This is a genomic window from Shewanella sp. 10N.286.51.B7 (genome assembly GCF_002873615.1).
GTDB lineage: Bacteria > Pseudomonadota > Gammaproteobacteria > Enterobacterales > Shewanellaceae > Shewanella > Shewanella electrodiphila.
In genome coordinates this window covers 29116-52079 of sequence record NZ_MCUF01000075.1, presented here as the reverse complement: position 1 = coordinate 52079, position 22964 = coordinate 29116, and the positions used below count along the sequence as shown (strand labels likewise).

20 protein-coding genes are annotated in these 22964 nt (G+C 41.0%); 11 read left to right on the top strand and 9 right to left on the bottom strand.

Going from position 1 to position 22964, the window contains the following annotated elements; genetic code table 11:
* Window positions 1-381 precede the first annotated feature (381 nt).
* Window positions 382-720: a cytosolic protein gene (locus BCU84_RS18545; protein ID WP_102529539.1), complete on the top strand. Its 339-nt coding sequence runs from the start codon at window positions 382-384 to the stop codon at window positions 718-720.
* Window positions 721-1385: 665 nt separating this feature from the next.
* Here the strand turns inward: BCU84_RS18545 and BCU84_RS18540 are convergent.
* From BCU84_RS18540 to BCU84_RS18530, 3 genes are all read right to left on the bottom strand, one after another.
* Window positions 1386-2123, bottom strand: coding sequence for a fumarate reductase iron-sulfur subunit (locus tag BCU84_RS18540; RefSeq protein WP_102529538.1), 738 nt, complete (start codon window positions 2121-2123; stop codon window positions 1386-1388).
* A complete protein-coding gene (locus BCU84_RS18535; protein ID WP_102529537.1) occupies window positions 2123-4111 on the bottom strand; it encodes a fumarate reductase flavoprotein subunit in 1989 nt (662 codons plus the stop codon). Before BCU84_RS18535 ends, BCU84_RS18540 begins: the two co-directional genes overlap by 1 nt.
* Window positions 4112-4180: 69 nt before the next feature.
* The gene (locus BCU84_RS18530) at window positions 4181-4921 is read right to left on the bottom strand and encodes a fumarate reductase cytochrome b subunit (protein ID WP_102529536.1); all 741 of its coding nucleotides are present in this window, start codon (window positions 4919-4921) and stop codon (window positions 4181-4183) included.
* Window positions 4922-5304: 383 nt separating this feature from the next.
* Between BCU84_RS18530 and prmA the strand changes: the two genes are divergently transcribed.
* The 9 genes from prmA (at window position 5305) to BCU84_RS18485 (ending at window position 10519) form a co-directional block, all read left to right on the top strand.
* Complete coding sequence (prmA, locus tag BCU84_RS18525) at window positions 5305-6186, top strand: 50S ribosomal protein L11 methyltransferase (protein ID WP_102529535.1); 882 nt, start codon at window positions 5305-5307, stop codon at window positions 6184-6186.
* A 173-nt stretch (window positions 6187-6359) separates the two neighbouring features.
* Window positions 6360-7328, top strand: a complete 969-nt coding sequence (gene dusB / locus BCU84_RS18520; protein ID WP_102529534.1) for a tRNA dihydrouridine synthase DusB — start codon at window positions 6360-6362, stop codon at window positions 7326-7328.
* Window positions 7329-7346: 18 nt separating this feature from the next.
* A complete protein-coding gene (gene fis, locus BCU84_RS18515) occupies window positions 7347-7655 on the top strand; it encodes a DNA-binding transcriptional regulator Fis (protein ID WP_055023591.1) in 309 nt (102 codons plus the stop codon).
* A 287-nt stretch (window positions 7656-7942) separates the two neighbouring features.
* Entirely contained in the window at window positions 7943-8200 is a 258-nt protein-coding gene (locus tag BCU84_RS18510) for an AlpA family phage regulatory protein (protein ID WP_241906487.1), read from the top strand.
* Window positions 8201-8202: 2 nt separating this feature from the next.
* Window positions 8203-8394, top strand: a complete 192-nt coding sequence (locus BCU84_RS18505; RefSeq protein ID WP_102529533.1) for a helix-turn-helix domain-containing protein — start codon at window positions 8203-8205, stop codon at window positions 8392-8394.
* A gap of 186 nt (window positions 8395-8580) precedes the next feature.
* Window positions 8581-8832, top strand: a complete 252-nt coding sequence (locus BCU84_RS18500; protein WP_102529532.1) for an AlpA family phage regulatory protein — start codon at window positions 8581-8583, stop codon at window positions 8830-8832.
* Window positions 8819-9052 carry a helix-turn-helix domain-containing protein gene (locus tag BCU84_RS18495; RefSeq protein ID WP_102529531.1) on the top strand — a complete coding sequence of 78 codons (234 nt, stop codon included), beginning with the start codon at window positions 8819-8821 and terminating at the stop codon, window positions 9050-9052. The genes BCU84_RS18500 and BCU84_RS18495 overlap by 14 nt, the downstream gene beginning before the upstream one ends.
* Window positions 9053-9311: 259 nt before the next feature.
* Entirely contained in the window at window positions 9312-9890 is a 579-nt protein-coding gene (locus tag BCU84_RS18490) for an inovirus-type Gp2 protein (RefSeq protein WP_157936245.1), read from the top strand.
* A gap of 410 nt (window positions 9891-10300) precedes the next feature.
* Entirely contained in the window at window positions 10301-10519 is a 219-nt protein-coding gene (locus BCU84_RS18485; RefSeq protein ID WP_102529529.1) for a phosphate ABC transporter substrate-binding protein, read from the top strand.
* 62 nt (window positions 10520-10581) lie between these two features.
* Here BCU84_RS18485 and BCU84_RS18480 read toward each other — a convergent pair whose 3' ends face one another.
* The 4 genes from BCU84_RS18480 to BCU84_RS18465 all read right to left on the bottom strand — a co-directional run bounded on the left by BCU84_RS18480 (window position 10582) and on the right by BCU84_RS18465 (window position 18512).
* Complete coding sequence (locus BCU84_RS18480) at window positions 10582-12351, bottom strand: hypothetical protein (protein WP_102529528.1); 1770 nt, start codon at window positions 12349-12351, stop codon at window positions 10582-10584.
* 109 nt (window positions 12352-12460) lie between these two features.
* A complete protein-coding gene (locus BCU84_RS18475) occupies window positions 12461-15421 on the bottom strand; it encodes a type I restriction endonuclease subunit R (RefSeq protein WP_102529527.1) in 2961 nt (986 codons plus the stop codon).
* A gap of 146 nt (window positions 15422-15567) precedes the next feature.
* Window positions 15568-16890, bottom strand: a complete 1323-nt coding sequence (locus tag BCU84_RS18470; RefSeq protein WP_133146659.1) for a restriction endonuclease subunit S — start codon at window positions 16888-16890, stop codon at window positions 15568-15570.
* Between the two features lie 14 nt (window positions 16891-16904).
* Complete coding sequence (locus BCU84_RS18465; RefSeq protein WP_102529525.1) at window positions 16905-18512, bottom strand: type I restriction-modification system subunit M; 1608 nt, start codon at window positions 18510-18512, stop codon at window positions 16905-16907.
* 230 nt (window positions 18513-18742) lie between these two features.
* Between BCU84_RS18465 and BCU84_RS18460 the strand changes: the two genes are divergently transcribed.
* Window positions 18743-19600, top strand: coding sequence for a hypothetical protein (locus BCU84_RS18460; RefSeq protein ID WP_102529524.1), 858 nt, complete (start codon window positions 18743-18745; stop codon window positions 19598-19600).
* Between the two features lie 232 nt (window positions 19601-19832).
* Here the strand turns inward: BCU84_RS18460 and BCU84_RS18455 are convergent, their stop codons facing one another.
* Both BCU84_RS18455 and BCU84_RS18450 read right to left on the bottom strand, forming a co-directional pair.
* Complete coding sequence (locus tag BCU84_RS18455; protein WP_102529523.1) at window positions 19833-21056, bottom strand: site-specific integrase; 1224 nt, start codon at window positions 21054-21056, stop codon at window positions 19833-19835.
* A gap of 314 nt (window positions 21057-21370) precedes the next feature.
* Window positions 21371-22594, bottom strand: coding sequence for a site-specific integrase (locus BCU84_RS18450; RefSeq protein WP_102529522.1), 1224 nt, complete (start codon window positions 22592-22594; stop codon window positions 21371-21373).
* Window positions 22595-22964 lie beyond the last annotated feature (370 nt).

Here is a 22964-nt window from a genome sequence, read left to right as displayed (position 1 = left end):
CGAAGCGGACTCAAAATGAAGTTTAAAGCTGGATCATTCTCCGTTGGAAATTTTGCTGTTTAAATTTCGCCGGAGCTGCGGGGTGTTCTAAGAGGGAGTCGCAGTTCACTCCCTTTTAGTCTGGTGTGGGCGAAGCGCCACGACTTTGATTTAGACGTTGACCTAGACTTTGATTTAGATGTTTATTCGAATCTAGAAATCAGTAGCTAACGAAAGCTGCTAACAAGTATTGAGGCAAAAACGTGTTTCAAGTAGACCGAGTGAATGTCTAAAAAATTCACCGAATTACTACCTTTAGCAACTAAACCTCTACTACGTTCTCCCCTGATAGTGATAAAATCTCTGCATCAGAATTATCCAGAAACTAGGTATTTATAAACAATGTTTATCCATCATGTTAACGACATCGACTGGCTAGTGATTACAGCTTTTGAAGAACTGAAAACGATGTTTATCGAAGAGGCTGGTGCTATCCCATCTTGCTTCTCTAGTATCAGTGAATTGAGCCTGATTGATCAAGCCAAGCGCACTTATGGATATTTGCCTACACTCAGCGGCGTAATCACCGATACTGGTACATTTCAAAGTCAGGATAACGAAGAAGATTTAAGCCCACAGCTTGCCTGCCTAGTTGAGGGACGTGGTCGGGTGTTTATTTATCACGACGGCTTTGTGGCTTTTGTGGATGACGAACAAACCTTTATTACCCGAATGGACTGAAATTATTCAATAAGCTGAAACTCGCATCCCTAGCAAGAAAAAGAGTAAAAGCGAGTTACAACCTCTAACTTTATACTTCATTTATTTTAGCTCTATTACAGAAAGGCATGGCTCAATCTAATCCATTACCTGCCGCAGCGTTTTATGCAGATACATCCATATTTTCGAGGGTATTAACACATCTACGCTGGGATTAGTGTCTCTTCGATTTAACTGTATTCGCCACTAATAGACACAGAACAAAACCTTTCAGAATCAATTTGAATTGAGGTCATCGAGAAAAGGACGTGAGCTTGGCATGGATGCCAAGTTAGCTTTCGTTAGGCCACGGACGGCCTATCGGAAGCGTTAGGCCTTTTCGGCAACGGCCGAAGCAGGCACACATGAAGTTTGAAGCTGGATCGAACCCCATCGAAAATTATGCGTTTTTCAGCATTTTTCGTCTGGGGCGCTAAGGGTTTCCAAAGGGGCGCAAGCGCTTTGCCCCTTTGGTCTGGTGTGGGCGAAGCGCCACGACTTTGGTTTGTTCAAATAGCAATCAAGGAATAAGGCAAAGCTTATTCCATATGCCAACCGCTATTTAATCACATAGTTAATAACCAAGCCCATCAACAAAAAGCCGCTGAACATTGCTGTTTAGCGGCTTTTAAATGCTTAGCTACAAATTAGCAGCTAACAATCGTTTGCGCCATTTTACGGCGTAGGTAAGCAATTTGCTGCATATGCGGTAAATCTTTCGGGCACGCATCCTGACAACCTAGTAAGGTCATACAACCAAACACGCCATCTTGATTACCTATCACATGATAAAAATCTTCAGCACTACGGGTATCACGGCTGTCCATTTCAAAACGGGCGATTTTCATCATCCCAACCGCGCCAACAAAACTGTCTTTCATTTGCTTAGTTGCACAAGCAGATACACAGACACCGCATTCCACACAACGTTCTAGCTCATACAATTTCGCCGCTTCAGCAGGGTCCATTGGCGTTTCTAAACGATGGATATCAATATCATTCGCATCAGGTTGCAGCCACAATTGTAAACGCTCAGCAAGCTGACGCATAAATTTGCCTGTGTTTACCGATAAATCGCCAATCAATTCAAAACCTGGCAATGGCATCAGTTTAATTTTTCCATCAGGGAAATTAGCCGTTAGCGTGCGACAAGCCAAGGTGGGTTTGCCATTAATCACCATGGCGCAACTGCCACAAATACCCGCGCGGCACACAAAATCAAATTGCAACGATGGATCTTGTTGTTCACGTAACAAGTTCAATGCAATAAACACTGTCATACCTGGGGCTTCGGTGATCTCGTAAGTCACCATTTTTGGTTTGTCGTTAGGGTCTTGCGGATCATAACGAAAAATTTCAAAACTAATCGTACGTGGGCTCGTCATTACTTCTCTCCCGACACAGCAATCGTGTCACTTAATCTTTCATTACGAGGACGTAATGTTTCAGGTAAGTCAAATGGCATAATAGCCGCTTGCTTATCAAAACGATCTGCACCGTCACCCAGCTCTGCAAGAATGTCTGCGATTTGAGTTTCACGTTTTGCAGTATCAGGATGCGCTACGGCATTATCATTACCGTAACCACGATAACCTGGTGGTAATTCCATTTTCATTACATCAAGCTGCTCGTAACTTAACGTCGGCTCCAATGCATTTTCATTAGGCCAAGTTGATAAAGTTCGGTTAAGCCATTCTTTGTCGTTACGTTGTGGGTAATCTTCACGGGCATGGGCTCCGCGACTTTCTGTACGTGCGTTAGCACCGCAGGCAACGGTTAAAGCAACACGTAACATACGCGGTACGCGCAATGCTTCTACTAGCTCAGGGTTGGCATGGCGTTTCTTACACTTAAGACCAATATTCTTGCTGCGCTGCAGTAAGTCTTTTAACTCGGTAATGGCTTTTTCAAGCTCAGTGCCATTACGGAAAATGCCCACGTAATCCATCATAATGCGTTGCATGGCGAGCTTAATTTCAAACACATTTTCAGTGCCGTCGCCTACAAGTAAGTCATCAATTTCAGCTTGTAACTTGCTCATGCTGTTATCAATAACTTGAGTGTTGATTTCTAGGGTGTTTTTTTCACAATAATCGGCCACATATTTTCCGATAATCATCCCACCGACAACGGTCTCAGCCAGTGAATTACCACCTAAGCGGTTAAAACCGTGCATATCCCAACAGGCTGCCTCACCGACACTGAATAAGCCTGCAAGTTGCGGACTTTCACCAGTCGCATTAGTGCGGATACCACCCATAGAATAATGCTGTGTTGGCCTAACTGGGATCCAATCTTTTGCAGGATCAATCCCTAAGAAGTTTTCGCAAATTTCTTTCACTTCACGTAAGTTGGTTTCAACGTGTTTACGGCCAAGCAAGGTTATATCGAGCCATAAATGTGGCCCATAAGGGCTATCAACCCCTTTGCCTTTTCGCATATGTTCGGTCATCCGGCGTGAAACCACATCACGTGAGGCCAGCTCTTTCTTTTCAGGTTCATAATCTGGCATAAAGCGATGACCATCTTTGTCACGCAATAAGCCACCATCACCACGACAGCCCTCTGTGGTTAAAATCCCCACAGGCACAATCGCTGTTGGATGGAACTGCACCGCTTCCATGTTCCCTAACGTCGCAACGCCGGTATCCAATGCCAATGCTTGGCCGATACCTTCACAGATAATTGCGTTAGTAGACACTTCATAAATACGGCCATAGCCGCCAGTTGCAATCGTGGTTGATTTACCAATATAGGCACGTAGCTCACCCGTCACTAAACAGCGTGCAATCACACCATGACAGCGTTTGCCATCATGAATAAGCGATAGTGCTTCAATGCGCTCATGAACTGGAATATCCATCTCAATGGCTTTGTTATCAACGGCATATAACAGTGAATGTCCGGTGCCATCAGCGGTATAACAAGTACGCCACTTTTTAGTGCCACCAAAATCACGGGCGTTAATTAAACCATGAGCTTTTTCTGCTTCAGTAATGGTCACCTTTTCAGCATTCACCACCACTTGGCGATCGCCTGCGGTAATACGCGACCAGGGTACGCCCCAGTTAGCCAGTTCACGCACCGCTTTAGGTGCACAATGGGCAAACATTCTTGCTACGTCTTGATCGCAGCCCCAGTCAGACCCTTTTACGGTATCTTGGAAATGAACATCTTCATCATCGCCCATCCCTTTAACCGTATTACCAAGGCTGGCTTGCATGCCGCCTTGTGCTGCAGCTGAGTGAGAACGCTTAGCGGGAATTAGCGATAGCACGACTGTGTCTAAACCACGCTCTTTTGAAGCAATAGCCACACGTAAACCAGCAAGGCCTGCGCCGACGACTAATGAGTCTGTATATATAATTTTCACGGATACTCCTTAAATACGTTATGAGCCTTGAATGCAATGCACTCTGGTTCATCTACAACTCGTTAGTCTTTAGCTCGGCACAAATGGAGTCACGGGTAACTCCAATGATTGACCGATAAAAATATAAGTAAGCAAACTAGCGATACCAATAATCATCAAGTACACCACCATCACTTTCGCAAGCTTTAACGCAGCCATGCGTTTAGTGGTGATGCCCCATTTAATGGCAACGCGATACAAACCAAACATGGCATGAATGACCACTGCAGGGAGTAGCAATATATAGAGCATCCACACATCTTGGTGATAGACCCGCTCAGCGGATAAATGCGGTCCAATTTCAGGATTAGTGATCATGTCAAACAAGTGCACTGGCGCGAGGAAGAATAAAAGAAAGCCAGTGATCAACTGCCAAAACCAAATTTTAGTATCTTGGTGAGGCATAATCGTCATTTGGCTGCGCAGTGCTCGCCATTGTTGAATTTGGGCAGGGAATCGTCTTAATGCAAACAGAGCATGCACTAATACGACGATTAACATAAATGCCGAGACGAATTTAGTCGTTACAGGAAAACCTTGTCCATTGTCACTGAACATACTGCCTTCAAGAAAATGCGCCACATGATAAAAGGCATCTTTGCTGATCAAAATGCTCGATTCAAAATGCAAATGCATAATAATGAAAAAGCCTAACAACAACCCGGTAGCACTTTGTAATTTATCGGCTCTGGCTGCCCAAATCGGGTTCAAATACCCTTTTGACGAGACGTCATGAATCTTTTGTGTTTGAGTTTGCGATGAAGCAGTCATAGTTTCCATGCCTGTTAATGACACATTTCTGGTAAATTTAGCTTATCAGCTATCCCTATTTCTCCTTGGCCATAAAAATTAAATCGTGATCAAGCTCACTTACCATTGATCGTCTTTTAGAACTTGATCACAATCACAAATTGTTCAAATTTAAGAACTCAAAATTTTGCTTATCTTTCATTAATTTATAGTGACATTCAAACAAAAGTACGAGTTACACTGATTTCGTCATGAATATTAATAGGTTAATCATTAACCAGTCGTTAAAAGTGCTAAAACAAGCCTTTCGATGCAAATATGTAATATTTCACTATCAAATGCTGCTGTTTTAGCCTTCAAGCAGGTACAATACGCGATTAAATTATTCTCATAGGAAAAACTCCATGCCTTGGATTCAACTTCGCATTAGCACTAACAGCGACCACGCCGACGCACTCGGTGATCTTTTAATGGAGCAAGGTTCTGTATCAATTACCTATGAAGATGGTAAAGACACCCCTATTTTTGAGCCTAAGTTAGGTGAAACGCCACTTTGGCAAGACACCATAGTGATTGCATTATTTGATGCTGGCACTGACTTAAGTCCAACAGTGAGTTTTTTAGAAACTCTGCCTTATTTAGGTAAAGGGTTTAAACATAAAATTGAACAAATTGAAGACAAAGACTGGGTTCGCGAATGGATGGATAGCTTTCACCCAATTAAATTCGGCCAACGCTTATGGATATGTCCAAGCTGGCGCGACATTCCTGAGCCAGAGGCAGTCAACGTCATTCTTGATCCTGGTTTAGCTTTCGGTACAGGCACACATGCAACAACGGCCTTATGCCTTGAATGGTTAGACGGTTTAGATCTTTCAGATAAAGAAGTCATCGACTTTGGTTGTGGTTCGGGCATTTTAGCCATCGCCGCCCTTAAACTTGGCGCGAAAACCGTAACGGGTGTTGATATTGACTACCAAGCGATTGATGCATCGACTGCCAACGCTGAACGTAACGGCGTTGCAGATAAGCTAGCTTTATACTTACCAGAAAACCAACCAGAGAATCTGCAAGCCGATATCTTGGTGGCTAACATCCTTGCTGGCCCACTTCGTGAGTTAGCACCACTGATTGCAGAAAAAGTGAAAACTGGCGGAAAATTAGCTTTATCAGGCCTCTTAGAAGAACAAGCAGAAGAAATCTCACAGTTTTATAGCCAATGGTTCATCATGGATGAAGCGGCTCACAAAGAAGACTGGAGTCGCTTGACAGGTACCCGCAAATAACGGTAAAGGCAGCGCATCCCTTATGGCAGCTAGATCTACGCATAAGGGAGCGATGACTACTCTCCAACTAAAAGTCAAGTAAAAAAGTTACATTTAGTTCATTTATTGACCTTTTCAGGAAGGCAAAAAAGGGCTAATATAGCGCCCCTTTGACGAGCAAGGTGAATAACGCAATGCAAATTGGCCCGTATCAACTGAAGAATCAGCTGATTGTGGCACCAATGGCAGGTGTCACCGATCGCGCTTTTAGAAACCTCTGTTTACGCTATGGCGCAGGTCTAGCGGTTTCAGAAATGCTTTCATCGAATCCTGAAGTTTGGGATACCGATAAAAGCCGCCAGCGCATGATGCATTCTGGCGAAGAAGGTATACGTTCAGTACAAATCGCAGGTGCAGATCCTGAATTAATGGCAAACGCAGCTCAGTTCAATGTTGAACAAGGTGCGCATATCATTGATATCAATATGGGTTGCCCAGCGAAAAAGGTGAATAAAAAGCTCGCAGGCTCGGCATTAATGCAAGATCCCCAGCTAGTAAAAGAGATTTTACAAGCTGTAGTTAGTGCAGTTGATGTTCCTGTGACATTAAAAATTCGCACAGGTTGGCAACCTGAACATCGTAATGGTGTTGAAATTGCCCGCATTGCAGAAGATTGTGGTATCGCTTCGCTCGCCGTTCACGGTAGAACGAGACAATGCATGTATAAAGGCTTTGCCGAATACGACACTATTAAAGCAATAAAACAAAATGTCTCACTCCCTGTTGTTGCCAACGGAGATATCGACAGTCCAGAGAAAGCTAAGTTCGTCTTAGATTACACTGGCGCCGATGCTGTAATGGTAGGACGTGGAGCCCAAGGCAGACCGTGGATTTTTAGAGAAATCCACCACTACTTGGAAACAGGTAAAAAATTACCGCCAGTTGAGGCGAGCGAGCAACGAGAAATCATGCTCGAACACCTTAACAAATTGTACGAATTGTACGGCGAATACAAAGGTGTCCGATTTGCCCGAAAGCATATGGGATGGTACCTAAACCAAGAAGAACAGCGACAGTTCCGTGCTGACTTTAATAGGCTTGAAACCGCTGAACAGCAATATTCCCTAGTGGAATGTTACTTTGATGAATTAGTAAATTTTTAATATAAAGAGCAGAATAGAATGTTTGATCAGACAACTACTAACACAGAAGTTCACCAGCTAACCGTAGGTAAGATTGAAACCGCTAACGGTACTATCAAGCCACAACTATTACGTGACGCAGTTAAGCGTGCAGTAACAAACTTCTTCTCTCAGTTAGACGGTCAAGAAGCGTCTGAAGTTTATGAAATGGTTTTAAGTGAAGTTGAAGCACCACTACTAGACATCATCATGCAACACACTCGTGGTAACCAAACACGTGCTGCAAACATGTTAGGTATCAACCGTGGTACTTTACGTAAGAAATTAAAAAAATACGGCATGAACTAAGAATCGACTCTTAGGTTGTTGTATAAAAACGGGTTTTTCGGCGACGAAAAGCCCGTTTTTGCTCATATGTACCCCCATATGTACCCCCGTTGTTTTGTTGCCCCAGTCCTTACCCACCCTCTGCTTCACCAAAATCACCTATAAAAAATGTCATGCGAAAATATTCATAGCATTGGCAGCTTCCACACCTATTTACTAAAACCCTCTAAAATTTAGTTTTTACTTGCAAGCGATTTAAAGTCCTCAAACCAAGCGCAATTAAGCCCTTTGGAAATGAGGAAAGACAAATGAAACATGTAGATCTAGCGATAATGGATACCTGTGCATCAAACGAGTTAGTGTTCGACCGATTGGTCAAAGAAAAAGAAAGACTACTGATAACAACCATCAGTAAGGCGCAAGCATTTCAATTAGAACGTCAAGGGCGATTTCCACAGCGTAGACGAATATCGAACCGCTCAGTTGCTTGGCTACTATCTGAATTACTTGATTGGGTAAAATCGCGTGAAGTTGTCATCAGTCCGACACTGACAGAAGGAGAATAACCATGTCATTAGGATTACAAGCCAACAAGCGCCCTCTAATCAACATCAAACCATTAATCACTATCAATCAGATGTGTGAACGCCTGAGTATCAGCAGAAGCACGCTATATCGTCGAATTAAAGCCAGAAAGATTGCAAGTCCAATTAGAAGAAATCAACGCATCATTGGCTGGCGTACTGAGCAATTCAAGTAATATCACTCTAATATTAAGTCGCTAATTTGCTGGTGGTACTTGCCACCAGCATGATTATTCCAATCATGACACCCTCTTAAAATCCACTAAAACACTAAAACCCTCTAAAATTTCGTTTTCCAATTACCTTATTACAAAATCACTTCCTCAAGCGCAATCAAGCCAATTGAATATGAGGAAAGCCTTATGAGAACAAGCCTATTTCAACCATGTAGTGATGAGTTTAATGAACCTATTATCTTAGAAGAACAACGTCTATTTCTGACCTCTGTCAGTCGGTCACACGCATATCAATTAGAACGATTAGGGCAATTCCCAATGCACATTCAGTTAGGTGCAAATCATATTGGTTGGAAACTAGAAGAAATCCTTGAATGGATTCGCAGTCGCCCTGTTGTGACATTCGAATTACAAGGGGTTGGCAATGACCGTTCATAAAAAACTCAATGGTATTAGCTTGTGCCAGTTGGTCTCATCACAGCATTTACCAGAAGCCGTTTTAGACTGTAATCAAGTTGCAGCACGCCTAGGGAAAAGCCCAAAAACAATACGTAATTGGTTGAGACAGCAAGTTGAATGCCCTAAATCATTTAAAGATAAGAATCAGTGGTACGTCTATTTATCTGACCTCAATAAATGGGAAGAAGAACAGATATAAGCCCTGATCGATTAAAAATAATAAAGGCTAACGCTCATGGGCATCATTTGCCCATTTTTTATGATTTAAGTGACACAAATTGGGCTGTTATAGCCACTTAACGAAATGAATAAATCGAAATTATTTTGGTTAAGCCATTAAAAATAAAGCTTTTACCAAATCGATTAGGTTAATTATTGCTAGGTTATTAAATACTATTATGTCTCAATGCTTTTCCAACGATATGCCATTAGCAGCCAAATGCTATCAAAGTTCAGTAATGCCAAAAACCGTTGATGTTTCTTTAGGGGGTTATGGCTGGAAAGTAATGAGTTTTGCTGAGGGTATTGATAGAAATATTTTAAACAAGATTTATAACTGTTTAACGGCTTACTTAACGTGGCATTCTAAAGTATTTGTGATCCGCTTTGACATATCCTTATACGACTCACCTTCAAATAACAAAACCATCGAGAAGGTTATACGATGTATAACTAGCAAGCAAAAGAAACACTATAAGTCTAAAGTCGCTTATGGATGGGTACGAGAAATAAATAGTACTGATATAAAGTGTCACTATCATGGTTTCATTTTGCTTGATGGCCAGAAAGTAAGACATTCAAAAACGACATTTGATATTGCTATGCATGCTAGAAGCCTTGTCATAGATACTAATATCCATTTCCCTAAAAACTGTGGCTATATGATTCAGCCGAAAGATCTAACCAGCATCCAAGCTGCCCTGTATCGCCTCAGTTACCTAGCAAAAAATGCAACCAAGCATAGCAAACCATTAGGCACTAAAGGTTTTCAATTTAGCCGAATAAAAACTAAGCCAATCAGTGAACTTACAGAATGAACAACGCCAAATAAAATAAGTGTATGTTTCCAACAAAAACAGTTAAAAAATTGTTAACCGTTTCATGTTTTTAGTGATCACTTGAACATTTAGACATTCTTATTGCGGTAACCCCAGTGTTAACTAGCTAACTTTCAAAGACTTAGATTTATTCATCAACGCAAGCTATGATCACTAAGAAGCACAATCCATTAAGTGATCACTTTTTATGATCACTCTTCTATGCAGTTGTAGGTTATAACGCCAATAAAACTAATGAAATTCAATTACACAGGGTTACAATTTTGGTGTTATGACGACTGTAATTACAGTAATATCAAGGTGCTTAATGAACTATCAGTAATAGGGATGTTAATGCTAATTCGATTTAATAAAGGGGCTCTGTTCTAGGTATTACCTAGGAGAGAGACATGAAAAAAGAAGTTCGACTTGTACGTTTTTACGGTATCAATGAAGCTGGATTAGCCGCGATGCCACATAAAGTGTCAGGCAGACAAGTTGCCCGTATTTGCGTTGGTGAGGATATGGGCTGCACTCATTGCTTCCCACATGGGATCGACACAACGAATAGCTACCTGACTAAAGAGCAGCGTAATTGGAAGAAGTATCGTAAAAACCAGTATCGTTAACTCAAGCCTTAAACTAAAACAGCACTCATTTGAGTGCTGTTTTAGTTTATTAGTTAATAGCTCTACGGATTAATACATTCCATGCATTCTTCTTCATTTACAAAGCTATGACGATAACCAATAGCTTTACATTGCTTACAAGCTATCGATATAGGCTTTTTGAATAGAATGTCAGCCCAATCTTCAATCGGGACGCCTTCTTCAATCGCATGTGAGAAAGTCGCCTTCTCACCGTCAATATTACAATGAACCTGAATAGCTCTAGACTGACCTCTATCTGCTAGTTCAATCGTCAGTTCAGGGTCATTACCGTCTCGACGGTACTCTGCTAGCGCCTTTGAATCATCAGAAGTGGAAAGTGAATTCAATACTTCTAAATCACCTAAAAAACTTTTAAGATTTTTATACTCATTAAGCTCAAAATTAAGGTGCTCAAAAAAGTTATCTGTGTCATTTACTCCACCAGCCAATATATTACTGATTATATTTTGACGTTCAATATGTGCAACCCGATGACCTTTTATACTTCTAAATAATGGCAACCCTTGATCTTCAGCAATGATATTTAATACTAAATAGAGATGTGTTGAGCAGCCTAATAGCGTTCCCTGCCGCTGAAATACCGTCATATGATGTAACAAGCCTAGATCAAGCGATAAGACCTTATCAAGGACAACTTTGGGTACTAGAATCCGACTTAAAAACGCTTGCCTCTCATATAAAACGCCAAACTCTATACCCATATCGGTTATCGAAAATTGGATATCAATGACACCATCTTCTAACTTTACAATTTTTAACCTTAGTAGATCATTAATGATTGAAGTTCCTGTTGATTGTTCTCTATACCGCCATCTATCATGGTTGGGAGCAAGTTCATTTATTAACTTATCAACAGATTCAAATTCATATGTTAGGTTTTCAGTAACTTCTTGAAGCTCTGACAATTCATTTTCTAACTCTTTTATACGGCAAAATGGGAAAAGGTAACCAATAGACTTTGGCACCTTTCCTTCAAAATGCTCAGATAGTAGATCATCTAAATCATCACCGTTTTGATTTATATAATCTGTTTGTTGCGCAAACCATTTAACACCTAATTGTGTTTCAGGATCACTATCACGCCATTCATTCAAAGCTTTATCAAAAAGACCAATATCTTCTTCGTAAACATCCGGATTAATATCAGCCTTCAATGATGCTAGTCGGCTCATTGAGTCAAAATCACGCTTGTTATATAAGTGAACTATTAAAGGAGAGCCATTGTGGTCTGTGACAGGGTCATTCCAAAAAATATCTAGATACGGATATAAAAAGCTATATTGATCTTCTATTAGCCATAGACGTGGAGAGAAATAAACGAAGTCATTATAGTTAATGCAAAAATCATATTCCTCACGATTTTCCATTTTAGGCTCATAGCCATCATTTACGTTTATATCAGGATGCAGTAATAACAAATTGAAAATATCACGTAAATCATGTGCTGCAGCGATTGCTAAATAGTTGTCTTCAGAACATTGAGTAAGCCCTTCTAGCCCCATAATTTCGAGTACGAGTTCAGGAGAATCCAGCTCGATAGCCACCTTAATAGGGCGCGTTTCTTCTTCCTCATCCCAAGTACGGGTAAGTATTAATGCAGAACCAGCAAAGTTACCTTCACTATATAGCGCTTCATAATCTGTATTAAAACAGTGCTTTTCATCATCATAATATTGCTGGTAAAGCCGTTCAGCATTTGTTCGTATTGGTTTTAACTGTCGTTCCAGCCAATTTGTCTCGTATGCATACTTTAACCATTCGCTATCTAATAACCGACTACTCAAGCTCATAAATACTCCTTAATAAGCTACTACTGAGGCCTTACGACACATCATTAATCTCTGACCTAAACCAAGCTTATTGTTAGGTTGGTTTATGCCCCTACAAAAGCTTATGCACTTAGTGAAAGCCACTAATAAACGTTTCTGTAAACGCCTTCAATCTTTCAGTAATTCTTGGCAAGATGGTTCTGCGCGATTTAAAGGTCATTTTCTCTGTGGTTAATTGTGCAATATCATCTGACTTCAAGCCGTCCACGTTTAGACCATTTTCAATGCTGCTGATCATCTCGTTGAGCTTATCAGCATCTAGCTTTTCTTCATTAGTGATTTGACTAAGCTCTTTTTGCTTCAGCTCTTCAATATACTCATCAAACTCAGCCCCTTGTACTAAGCCCTGTAAGCTTTTTTCAATGAAGTCTTCAACCAACACACGCTTACTGTAAAGTGTTGGCTCAGAGGCGAGTAGATTAGCGATAACCTGACGCTTCTTCTCCTTCGCTTCACCACTTGGCTCTTCAAGCATGGTTTGTAGAAGATGGCGAATGTAGCCCACATTGACGTTATCACGCTGCAGTAACTCTAACTCGAAGTCGATATCTGCAAGTATCGACGCTTTATCAGCTGGATTGCCTTTAAGCTCACGCGCTAAGTCGCCATACTTAGAGGCGTAATCGACAAACTCTTGTTCAGACATACCAAGCGCTTCAATGTCAAAGTCGCTAAAAGTCTCCAGCTGGTTTTTCAAACGCATCAAAATACGGAACTGTTTGATAAACCCTGCTTGCATGTTTTCGTCTAGCAAGTCATCAACACTTTGTACATCTGGGGCTATCGCCCTTAACGCTTCAAGCGCTTTAGCAAAGTCCTCAGTTAACCCTTCAAGGTCGGGCACTTCAATGTGTTCAATAGGCTGCTTATTTGAGAACAGTGCAAATGCTTGATCGGCCTGTTCTTTCAAATTGCGGTAACACATCACATTACCGTGAGACTTCACTGTGCCGTTTAAACGGTTAGTACGTGAAAAAGCTTGCACCAAGCCGTGATACTTGAGGTTTTTATCTACATAGATGGTGTTGAGGTTAGGCGCATCAAATCCTGTAAGGAACATATTGACCACCAGCAGAATGTCCACCTCACCATTCTTGGTACGGTTGGAGATATCTTTGTAGTAGTTATAAAAGCTATCAGTATCTTGAGTTGAATAGCTGGTGCCAAACTGCTCATTGTAATCACCAATGTAGGTATCGAGCTTGTCGCGGCTGTGTACCTTAGCGTTAGCTTCAGCTAAGCCTTTAATATCAGCCTCACCTTCAAATTCTTCAGCTTCGTTGACGCCATAGCTAAAAATGGTGGCAATATTGAGCTTGTGCTTACCTTCAGCCTTGAGTGCCTTAAAGGTGTCATAGTAGGTGATTAAGTCGGGCACACTCGCCACACACAGCAACGCATTGAACTTATGCTTGGTCTTAAATTGATGAATACCAATGATGTGTTCGCAGACTTGCTTTATACGCTGAGCAGAGCTGAAGAACTCAGCAATATCAATGCTAGTCACATCGGCATCTAAACCTGTCTGTTTGTGTTTAAGCTTGCCGTAATACTCAATTGCAAAAGGCAGTACGTTGTCATCTCGAATTGCATCGACAATCACATAACTGTGCAGGCGTTCACCAAACAAATCTTTGGTGGTTCTCTTCCTGCTTTTTGTTACGCTTTTTGTGGCGTTAAGCTCTTTGCTTTCCACTTTCTTAGTCGTGGCGTTATCGGCAAAAATTGGCGTACCAGTAAAACCAAACAGCTGAGCTTTCTGGAAGAAATCAATAATATTCTGGTGGGTTTCACCAAACTGACTGCGGTGACACTCGTCGAAAATGAACACTACGCGCTCTTGACGCAAGTGTTCAACCTGCCCTTTGAAGCGAGGCTTGGTGATCAGGTTATTGAGCTTTTGAATCGTGGTGATAGTCAGCTTGTTGATGCGGTTTATTTTATTGCTGTAAATCGGTGAACATTCTGCAACTTGCGATAGCACTTCAGTATCATCGGTACTATTAGCGAAAGCTGTTGCCGCTTTCTTTGGTACGGGACGAGTACCAAGGAACTGATTTAATAAGCTCTTAGTATCGCCTGTACTGTCGACACTGCCTCTTAAAAAAGCATCAAACTCTTTAGCGGTTTGGTAGTCGAGGTCTTTACGGTCAACAACAAACACCACTCTATCGACGTTATCTAATCTGGATAATATTTGCGCTGCTTTAAAGCTTGTTAGGGTTTTACCGCTACCAGTGGTATGCCAGATATAGCCATGTTTATCACTGGTCTTAACTTGATTAACAATCGCCTCTACTGCGTAAAATTGATAAGGCCGCAGCACCATCAAGTACTTACCCGTTTCATTCTGCACGATATAACGGCTAAGCATCTTAGTTAGGTGTGCTTGATTTAAAAAGGCATCAGCAAACTGCGGTAGCGCATTAATCTTGTTGTTGTCTATGTCCGTCCAGTGGAAGGTCTGCTTGAATGACAGCTCGCGGTTGTTTGAGAAGTATTTGGTATTAACCCCATTAGATATAACAAACAGCTGTATGTAGTTAAACAGCTTCCCTTCTGCGCCAAAGGTGTGTTTGTCATAGCGCTTGATTTGATTAAACGCCTCAGCCATTTCAACGCCGCGACGTTTAAGCTCTATCTGCACTAACGGCAAGCCATTCACTAACAAGGTAACGTCGTAGCGGTTCTCATACTTACCATGCATGGTGACTTGGTTGGTCACTTGGAAAATATTCTTTGAAGCGTCGGTATTCAACAAAGTGAGATAACTAATGGTGCCATCTTCATGCACCACATCAACCTTACCCTTAAGACGTTTAGACTTGTCGAAGATATTTCCTTTTTCAAGGCTAATGAGCACACTTTCAAATTCACGCATCGTTAGCGTTAGGTTATTCGCCCGTTCAAGCTGCACCTTAAGGTTGGCTTTAAGTGCATCAGCATTGTCAATCGCCACTGATTCAAAGCCACCAGCAGTAAGCTGAGCGATTAAGTCATTTTCAAGTTTTGCTTCTGATTGTGTGCTCATAATTCTTCTTTTTCTAAATCCATTTAGTTAATGCAGCTTTATACAAGGCGACAAACAGACGCACCCTTGGTAGCCTTCGCTATGTGCTCTTTTCAATTTAGAGGTAAGCGAGTAAGTTAACGCAGTAGAACGCTTAATTAGCAATGCTAGACGAACATCTGTTGTAACAAGCCCTTCTTCCACTCTTTGGCTTTTTTAAGCTCCAAGCTGGTAAAGTCTATTTTTTGGTCAAGAGCTATGAGTAAGTCAGCAATTTTAGTTTGCTCATCTAAAGAAGGTATGAAAAGCCTAATATCTTTAATATCTTCTTGCCCTATTGTTGTCATTGTACTTTGCTTACCTCTTGATATTACAGCCTTTCGAAATGAATAGCCTCGTAAGTAGTTTGCAAAGTAGTATGGTGAAATCATGTTTAGCTTAGGACTGAACTTTATTAAATGTCCATCATATGTAACATCATCATCGTTGGATAAGTTCACATTACTATAGGCAATGCCGCTAGGAACGAGGGAAGAGCGAGTAAAGAAAATATCGCCATATTTCACTTGGCTCTTAGAAAATTCTTTTTCGCTTAAATCAAGTAAGGTTAACGTTGAGATATCAATGAAATTACCTGAATACATATCTTTCACATTTATCAATCGATAGCCTTTACCGATTCTCTTAGGGTCATTAAAAACACCATTTGAGAGACCCTGAGCAGCCAATTCAATCAAAGTCTTCTCTTCCCAATCAGGGAACTCGCTGCCATCGTCAGCTTTGAATCGTAGCGTGGGTGGCGTGAAGGTAGGCTGCCCGTCTTGCTCTTGCGTACTTTGCTGCCAGTGGCCATTGAACAACTGCTGCATCACCCCGCGTTTGTATTCGGTCAGTTTGGCTTTTTTCTCTGACAGCAGTCCAATTTTCTCATCGACCTTTGATAAGAAAGAAGCGATTTTTTGTTGTTCTGGAATAGTTGGTAAAGCCAGTTTCAAACGGTAAAAGTCACCATGATTTAAGTCAGGGATCGTAGATGTACCCGCATATTTCAAGATCGTTGATTCAGTTGATGGCAACCTCAAAAATTCAACCAAAAAGTGCTTATCTACATCATTTGAATAATCAATTTTAAAGAAGTTGTTATGGAATACCCCTGCAATATCCGTGACGACTTGACCAGTGTTGCCAGTTCTAGTCATTAGAATGTCACGTTCTTCGCAAACTACCCTATCTGAAGGGTTTTCTATGTAATATTTTGTAGTAGAGTTAGGGCGTAAAAACTCATTGGTGATATAAAAGTATCGCCCTTCTTTAGGCTCTGTATGTCTATCAGAAATAGGTATTTGTAGCCCTTGGTTGATCTTAGATATTTCTTTCATGGACGAGGGCGTCCAGCAATCACTAAACTCACCAAACCTCAACTTCGGAACATTCTTCTCAGTTGATACTTGAGAATTGGCAGTGGATAGCATTTCGTTTTCAACTTTCAACTTTCCACTCTCCACTACTCTTTACCCAGCTCTTCGCCCAAAACAAAAGGCGCTTTAATATTTAGCTGCTTACAGAACTCAGCAATACCCGCATCCACGGTACTCATCTTAGTTTCAAGATTGCTTAAATCACTTGCCACAGCATCTAGATCTACCGCTTCTTCCTCTTCAAAGGTATCTACATAGCGAGGGATGTTGAGGTTGTAGTCGTTCTCGGCAATTTCAGACAGCTCGGCCACATGCGAATATTTATCTGCTTTTTCTGGCTCAAGCTGTTCACGTTTGCTATATGCCTCAATGATACGGTCAACATCGCTATCACGTAGGTGGTTTTGCGCTTTGCCTTTCTCGAAGTGGTTAGAGGCATCGATAAACAACACACTCTTTGCTCTTTTTGGCTCAAGGCTGTCGCGATTTTTCTTGAACACTAATATACAAGTTGGAATGCCCGTACCGAAGAAGATGCCCGCAGGTAAGCCGATGACGGCATCGAGGTAGTTCTTTTTGTCGATAAGATGTGTACGAATATGACCTTCCGCCGCGCCACGGAAAAGAATGCCGTGGGGTACAACGACCGCTAACGTACCCGTGTCGTTTAACTGATGCACCATGTGCAGTACAAAGGCAAAATCAGCTTTGCCTTTAGGTGCAAGTTTGCCGTAATCGCTAAAACGGTCATCATTTAAGTACAGGTCACTCGCGCTCCAGTTGGCAGAGAACGGCGGGTTGGCAACAACTGCATCAAAACGTTTATCCAAGTGCATTGGATGCTCTAGGGTGTCGTCGTTTTTAATATCGAACTTATCGTAGCGCACACCGTGCATTAGCATGTTCATACGGGCAAGGTTAAAGGTACTTGGGTTTTGCTCTTGTCCGTAAAACTCAAGGTTGGTGCCAGACACTTCTTTAGCGACACGCAGTAGCAATGAGCCTGAACCACAGGTTGGATCATAAACTGATTTAACGTTTCCGTTAGCACCATCATCTAACGTGACTAGCTTAGCTAGGATTTTACTGACTTGCTGAGGGGTATAGAACTCACCCGCTTTTTTACCCGCACCAGAGGCAAATTGACCAATAAGGTATTCGTAGGCGTCACCCAGTAGGTCTATTTCGCTGTTATCAATCTGAAAGTCGATGTTCTCTAGGTGAACTAATACTTGGCAAATAAGCTTGTTACGGACGTCTGGGTTCTTACCTAGCTTGCTTGAGTTAAGGTCTAACTCTTCAAACAAGCCGTTGAAGTCATCAGCTGAATCGGCAGCTGTAGTAGATTGCTCAATATCGTTAAGCACACGACTTAGCTCATCAAGAATGAAGTCAGATTTCTCACCACGTTTAGCGAGGCTTGCGAATAGCTGCTTAGGGGCAATAAAGTAGCCAAGGTTCTCGATACACTCATCACGCAGCTCGTTTATCAGTTCATCATCTGCTTGCGTAAACATAATGCCATCTTCCACCAGCAACTTGTCACAATAGCGATTTAGTTTATCTGAAAGGTACTTGTAGAATATTAGCCCTAAGATGTAATCACGAAAATCGTCGGCAGACATATTGCCACGTAGAGTGTTAGCTATATTCCAAAGCTGTTTCTTTAACTCTTCTTGGTGTTGGCGAACCATGGTTTCTCTCTATGCACCCGAATCTAAATAGGGGTGTTATCAATCAATAATTGACTCGATTATACACAGAATATATATCGCTAATCATCGCCAGATCAAAAAGATACAAATATTTGGTATTCAACGGTTTTGAAAGAGGTAACATCAAATCAGCAATATTTTTTATTTTAATATTTATTGATTTAATTTAACTAGATACGTGCTTATAGCCACAATCAAGGATAGGTAAGATGAAGTCAGACTATAACCCGACAATAAGATCACTGATTCAGCAAAAGGCAATACGATTTACTGGCGATAACGAGCGACTTAAGCATTTTTTAAAAGAATACTTTGATGACGTTTCGAGGGGTAACTGTAAACCTTCATTTGAAGTATCTGACACTCCAATACCTATAGGCTGGGATTACGGCGAGACATATGACCTCACTGATTATATCAACCTGCCCATCACAAAAACGTTGCTTTATACCATCGAATTGCAAGCTGACTTGTTTAGCATTACTGCACATATTCATTCTACTGATGGTATCAATCATCAACCAATCTACGCTAAAAAGAATCCAAACTTAGACTATATACGCCCTACTTATCACGCAATGTATCGCCACCTTGATAACTCTAATGCTTTCTTCATTTGCCAGCATTGTAATAAGCTGGTGGCCACGTCTGAGCGTGCTGTTGATGGTCAGCCAATTTGTATTAATAACTGCTGCAAAACGACCTATAAGCAGGATTTTGATGCCACATGTGTCGATAGGATAACCAGCACTGGTAATATTGTTAATGTGTATAAAGACGAGGATAAGATTAAGTTTTATGTTGCATCAACCTATTGGGGCAGCCCATATCAATCGTGCCGTTTTGACCGTGTAATAAAGGTCTTACCGCTAGGTACCACGTTGGATGAAGTAAGGACATGGAGAAAGAAGCTTGAAAAAAGGCAGCCCTATCCAGCCCCCTGTTTTCATTGTGGCAAAGTAATTAATGAGGGTGAAGGTGAAAGCTTGAGTGATTTTGTTAAGCATAAAACCAAAAGTAAAGTGTGCCATGGCTGTATGTCTGAGCACTATGAGGTGGTTTTTTAAATAACTTTTTATGACTAGCTAAGGGGCTTTATAAGCTTCATTATTGCTAACATGTGTACAAAACACAGTTTTATAAATATGACGCTAAGAACATGTCTAGAAAGGCCTGTTTTATAAACATGACGCTATGGCTTTATGGCCACCAGCAGTTAAAACCTATGAGGGCTCTGGGCTAAATTGGACTAGTTTGGTGTATTAGTGCTTCAAGCTAGTCACACTACCTGAGTCATAATCAACTAGTCTTAGCCATTGCAATCTCTACAACATTATCAATTGGGTTAACTAAGCGCTCTAACCAATCACACCACATGTCTAGGGCTTTAGTTGATTTGTTAATATATCGGCTGTAATTATAATGGCCTTCTGAATCAGCAATAGCATGCCCCACTATCACCTCGACCACACGGTACTCAACATCTAAATCGTTTAATTGAGTAGAGAAGGTTCGCCTTAAGTCATGCAAAGTCCATTTTTCGTTATGATTTAATCGCTTATAGATTCTACTACCTGAACCACTTACGCTACAGTCAGTTCTCAGCTCACCTAATAGATAACCTGTTTTAGCATTGCGTTTTAATAATGATTTAATCAGTGGCATAACTTGTGAGGGAATTGGCCTCATTATCTTTGTACCATTTTTACTGTGCTCTTTAGGTACCGTCCAAAGCTGATGATCTAAGTCCCATTCATCAACTGTTGAACGCCTTACTTCCTGCGTGCGAGCGCCAAATATAATGAGTAGTAGAGAAAGGTGACGCATATAAAATGAACCTTTCTTTTGATTAATTGATAACAACAAATCACGTAACTCGGATTTTGATAATATCCTATCCTTCTTCTGTGCTTTTTTACCGACACAACTAACCTCTAAATCTTCAAGTGCATGGCTCACTGCATACTGTCTGACACGGCAAAACTTAAGTGCTTGCTTACAGATTTGTAGTACCGTTCCTGTAGCAACAACTGCTGGTTTCTGCCCTTCATCAGTGCCATGAGTTATACGGTCAAAACAGGCTAACCAATGTCTCATATCGGTTTTTTCTAATTCAAAGTCCCCAATATATTGATAAATATGTTTCTTCAATTGCGGCCTAATCTTTTCGAAATTTTTACGATTAAAACGAGCATATTTTTCAATCCAATATTCTAACGCTTCTTCAACGGTCACTGGTGTAAACGATTTATCAAAAGCCATAGCTCTAGCAACCTTTGGATCACGACCATTCGCTAACCATGCTCGGCATTCTTGTGTATGCTCTCTTGCTTGTTTAAGGCTCAAATCAGGATAAGAGCCTAAGTCGAAGCGTTTATTCTTACCTTTAATCTTATAGCGAAACTGAAACTTGATATGACCTGTTTTAGATATACGGACGCCAAGCCCTTTGCCATCCGTAAATTCTTGCATTACAGTTTGAGCCCTGCCGTTGCTGGCTCGCAATTTAGTCTCATGAAGCATAGCTGTCTTTTATTTTTAATGGGTATTACTGCGCCCAAAGGGTTAAAGTTACCCCTCAAGCTAATCATACAAATCAAGACAAACCAATACCCACCAGCACGCTAAAAACCTCTACATTGTGGATAAGTCATAAAATATAAATACAAACATAAACCTATGAAAACTAATGAGAACAGCTTTCTGTTAACTCTGTCTCATAATACAAAAGTTGCGAATTTGTGTAGGCTAAGGCTACGCTTAAGAAAACGATAGTTTTACGGCTTCAGATAGAGCCGTATGAGAATAAACCCGCTACATTAACGTAGTTTTAAATACTATCCATGCCTAGCGGTACCAATCAATACTACATTATCACTTGGGTTTAATAGCAACTCTAACCATTCACACCACATATCTAGTGCCACCAGCTTTTCAGGTAAATATTGGCTACGATTATAAACCGCCATCACCCCGCCTAATGAATGCCCTAACATTTGCTCTACCACATAGGGGGCAACCCCTAAGTCATTTAACTTGGTAGTGAAAGTTCTACGTAAGTCATGTAACGACCATGATTCTTTATGCTTTAAGCGCTTATAGATTAAACACCCTGATCCACTTACTGTTTCGCAGGATTTTAGCTCGCCAAGTAAATAACCTGTGTGACCATGGCGCTTATAAAGAAATTCAATAATTGGTTTAACCTTGGATGGTATGGGGCGAATAATGAGTTTATCTGTTTTGCTATGCGTTTTAGGTACCGTCCATAGACCACGCTCTAAATCCCATTCATCAAACGTTGATAGTCTTAACTCTTGTGTACGCGCACCGAATATAAGCAGTAGCTTACATAAATAGCGTAAATAAAATGTCCCCTTTTGATTCTGAATGGAGTTTAGTAAATCGTATACCTCTACGTCTGTAAGCACCCTATCTTTTGGTTTTTGTTTTTTGCCAACATCAGATGCAATTAAATCATCAAGTTCACGACTAATGGCATAACGCCTTACACGGCAAAAGCGTAAAGCTTGCTTAGTACTTTGTAAGATTTGGCCTGCTGCTACAGGTGCTGGTTTTCGCTTACCTTTGATGCCACGCCTAATACGATCGAAGCATTCAATCCAGTGTCTAGTTTCAGTTTGCTCTAAAGGGAAGTGACCTATAAACGGATAGATATGCCGCTGGTACTGAATAATGATTCTTTCTACATTAACGCGGTTTTCTCTGGCGTAATTTTCAATCCAGTATTCCAGCGCTTCCTCAACGGTTACAGGGGTTAAGGTTTTTTCTCGGCTCATGCTACGTTTTAACTTAGGGTCATGACCTTCAGCTAACCACGAACGACATTGCTCAGTTATATCTCTGGCCACCCTAAGTGATAAGTCAGGGTAAAAGCCTAAATCAACTCTTTTACTTCTTCCGTTAATTTTATATCTAAACTGAAAACGCACCTTACCTTGCATTGAAATTCGTACGCCTAAACCTTTCCCATCAGTCAATGTGACTGATGCAGTTTGAGGTTTATTATTTAGGCCACGTAAGGTGGTTTCATACAGCATCAATTAGGCTCAATTTAATGGGTTAAAGGCTCAATTCCATGACCCCCATATGTACCCCCATCTAACCATAGGAACTGATACTAACCAATACCAATGAGAACAACTACCGCTCGTTAGCTATTGATAAATAAGAATTTATAATATCAAACCAAGCTCTGTGAAAACCAATGAAAACAGCAGGAAGCAATTTACGGTATGAACTAAGAAGTAATTCTTAATTTGTTGTATTAAAAAGGCTTTCCAGAAATGGAAAGCCTTTTTTGTTATTACTGTTTGAACTTGATACTCAGAAGCCATTAAAGCTCCCTCGAACTCTGTAATGCGTATGAAGATAATTATTTTTGTATTCGAAAGCCATAAAACTACATCG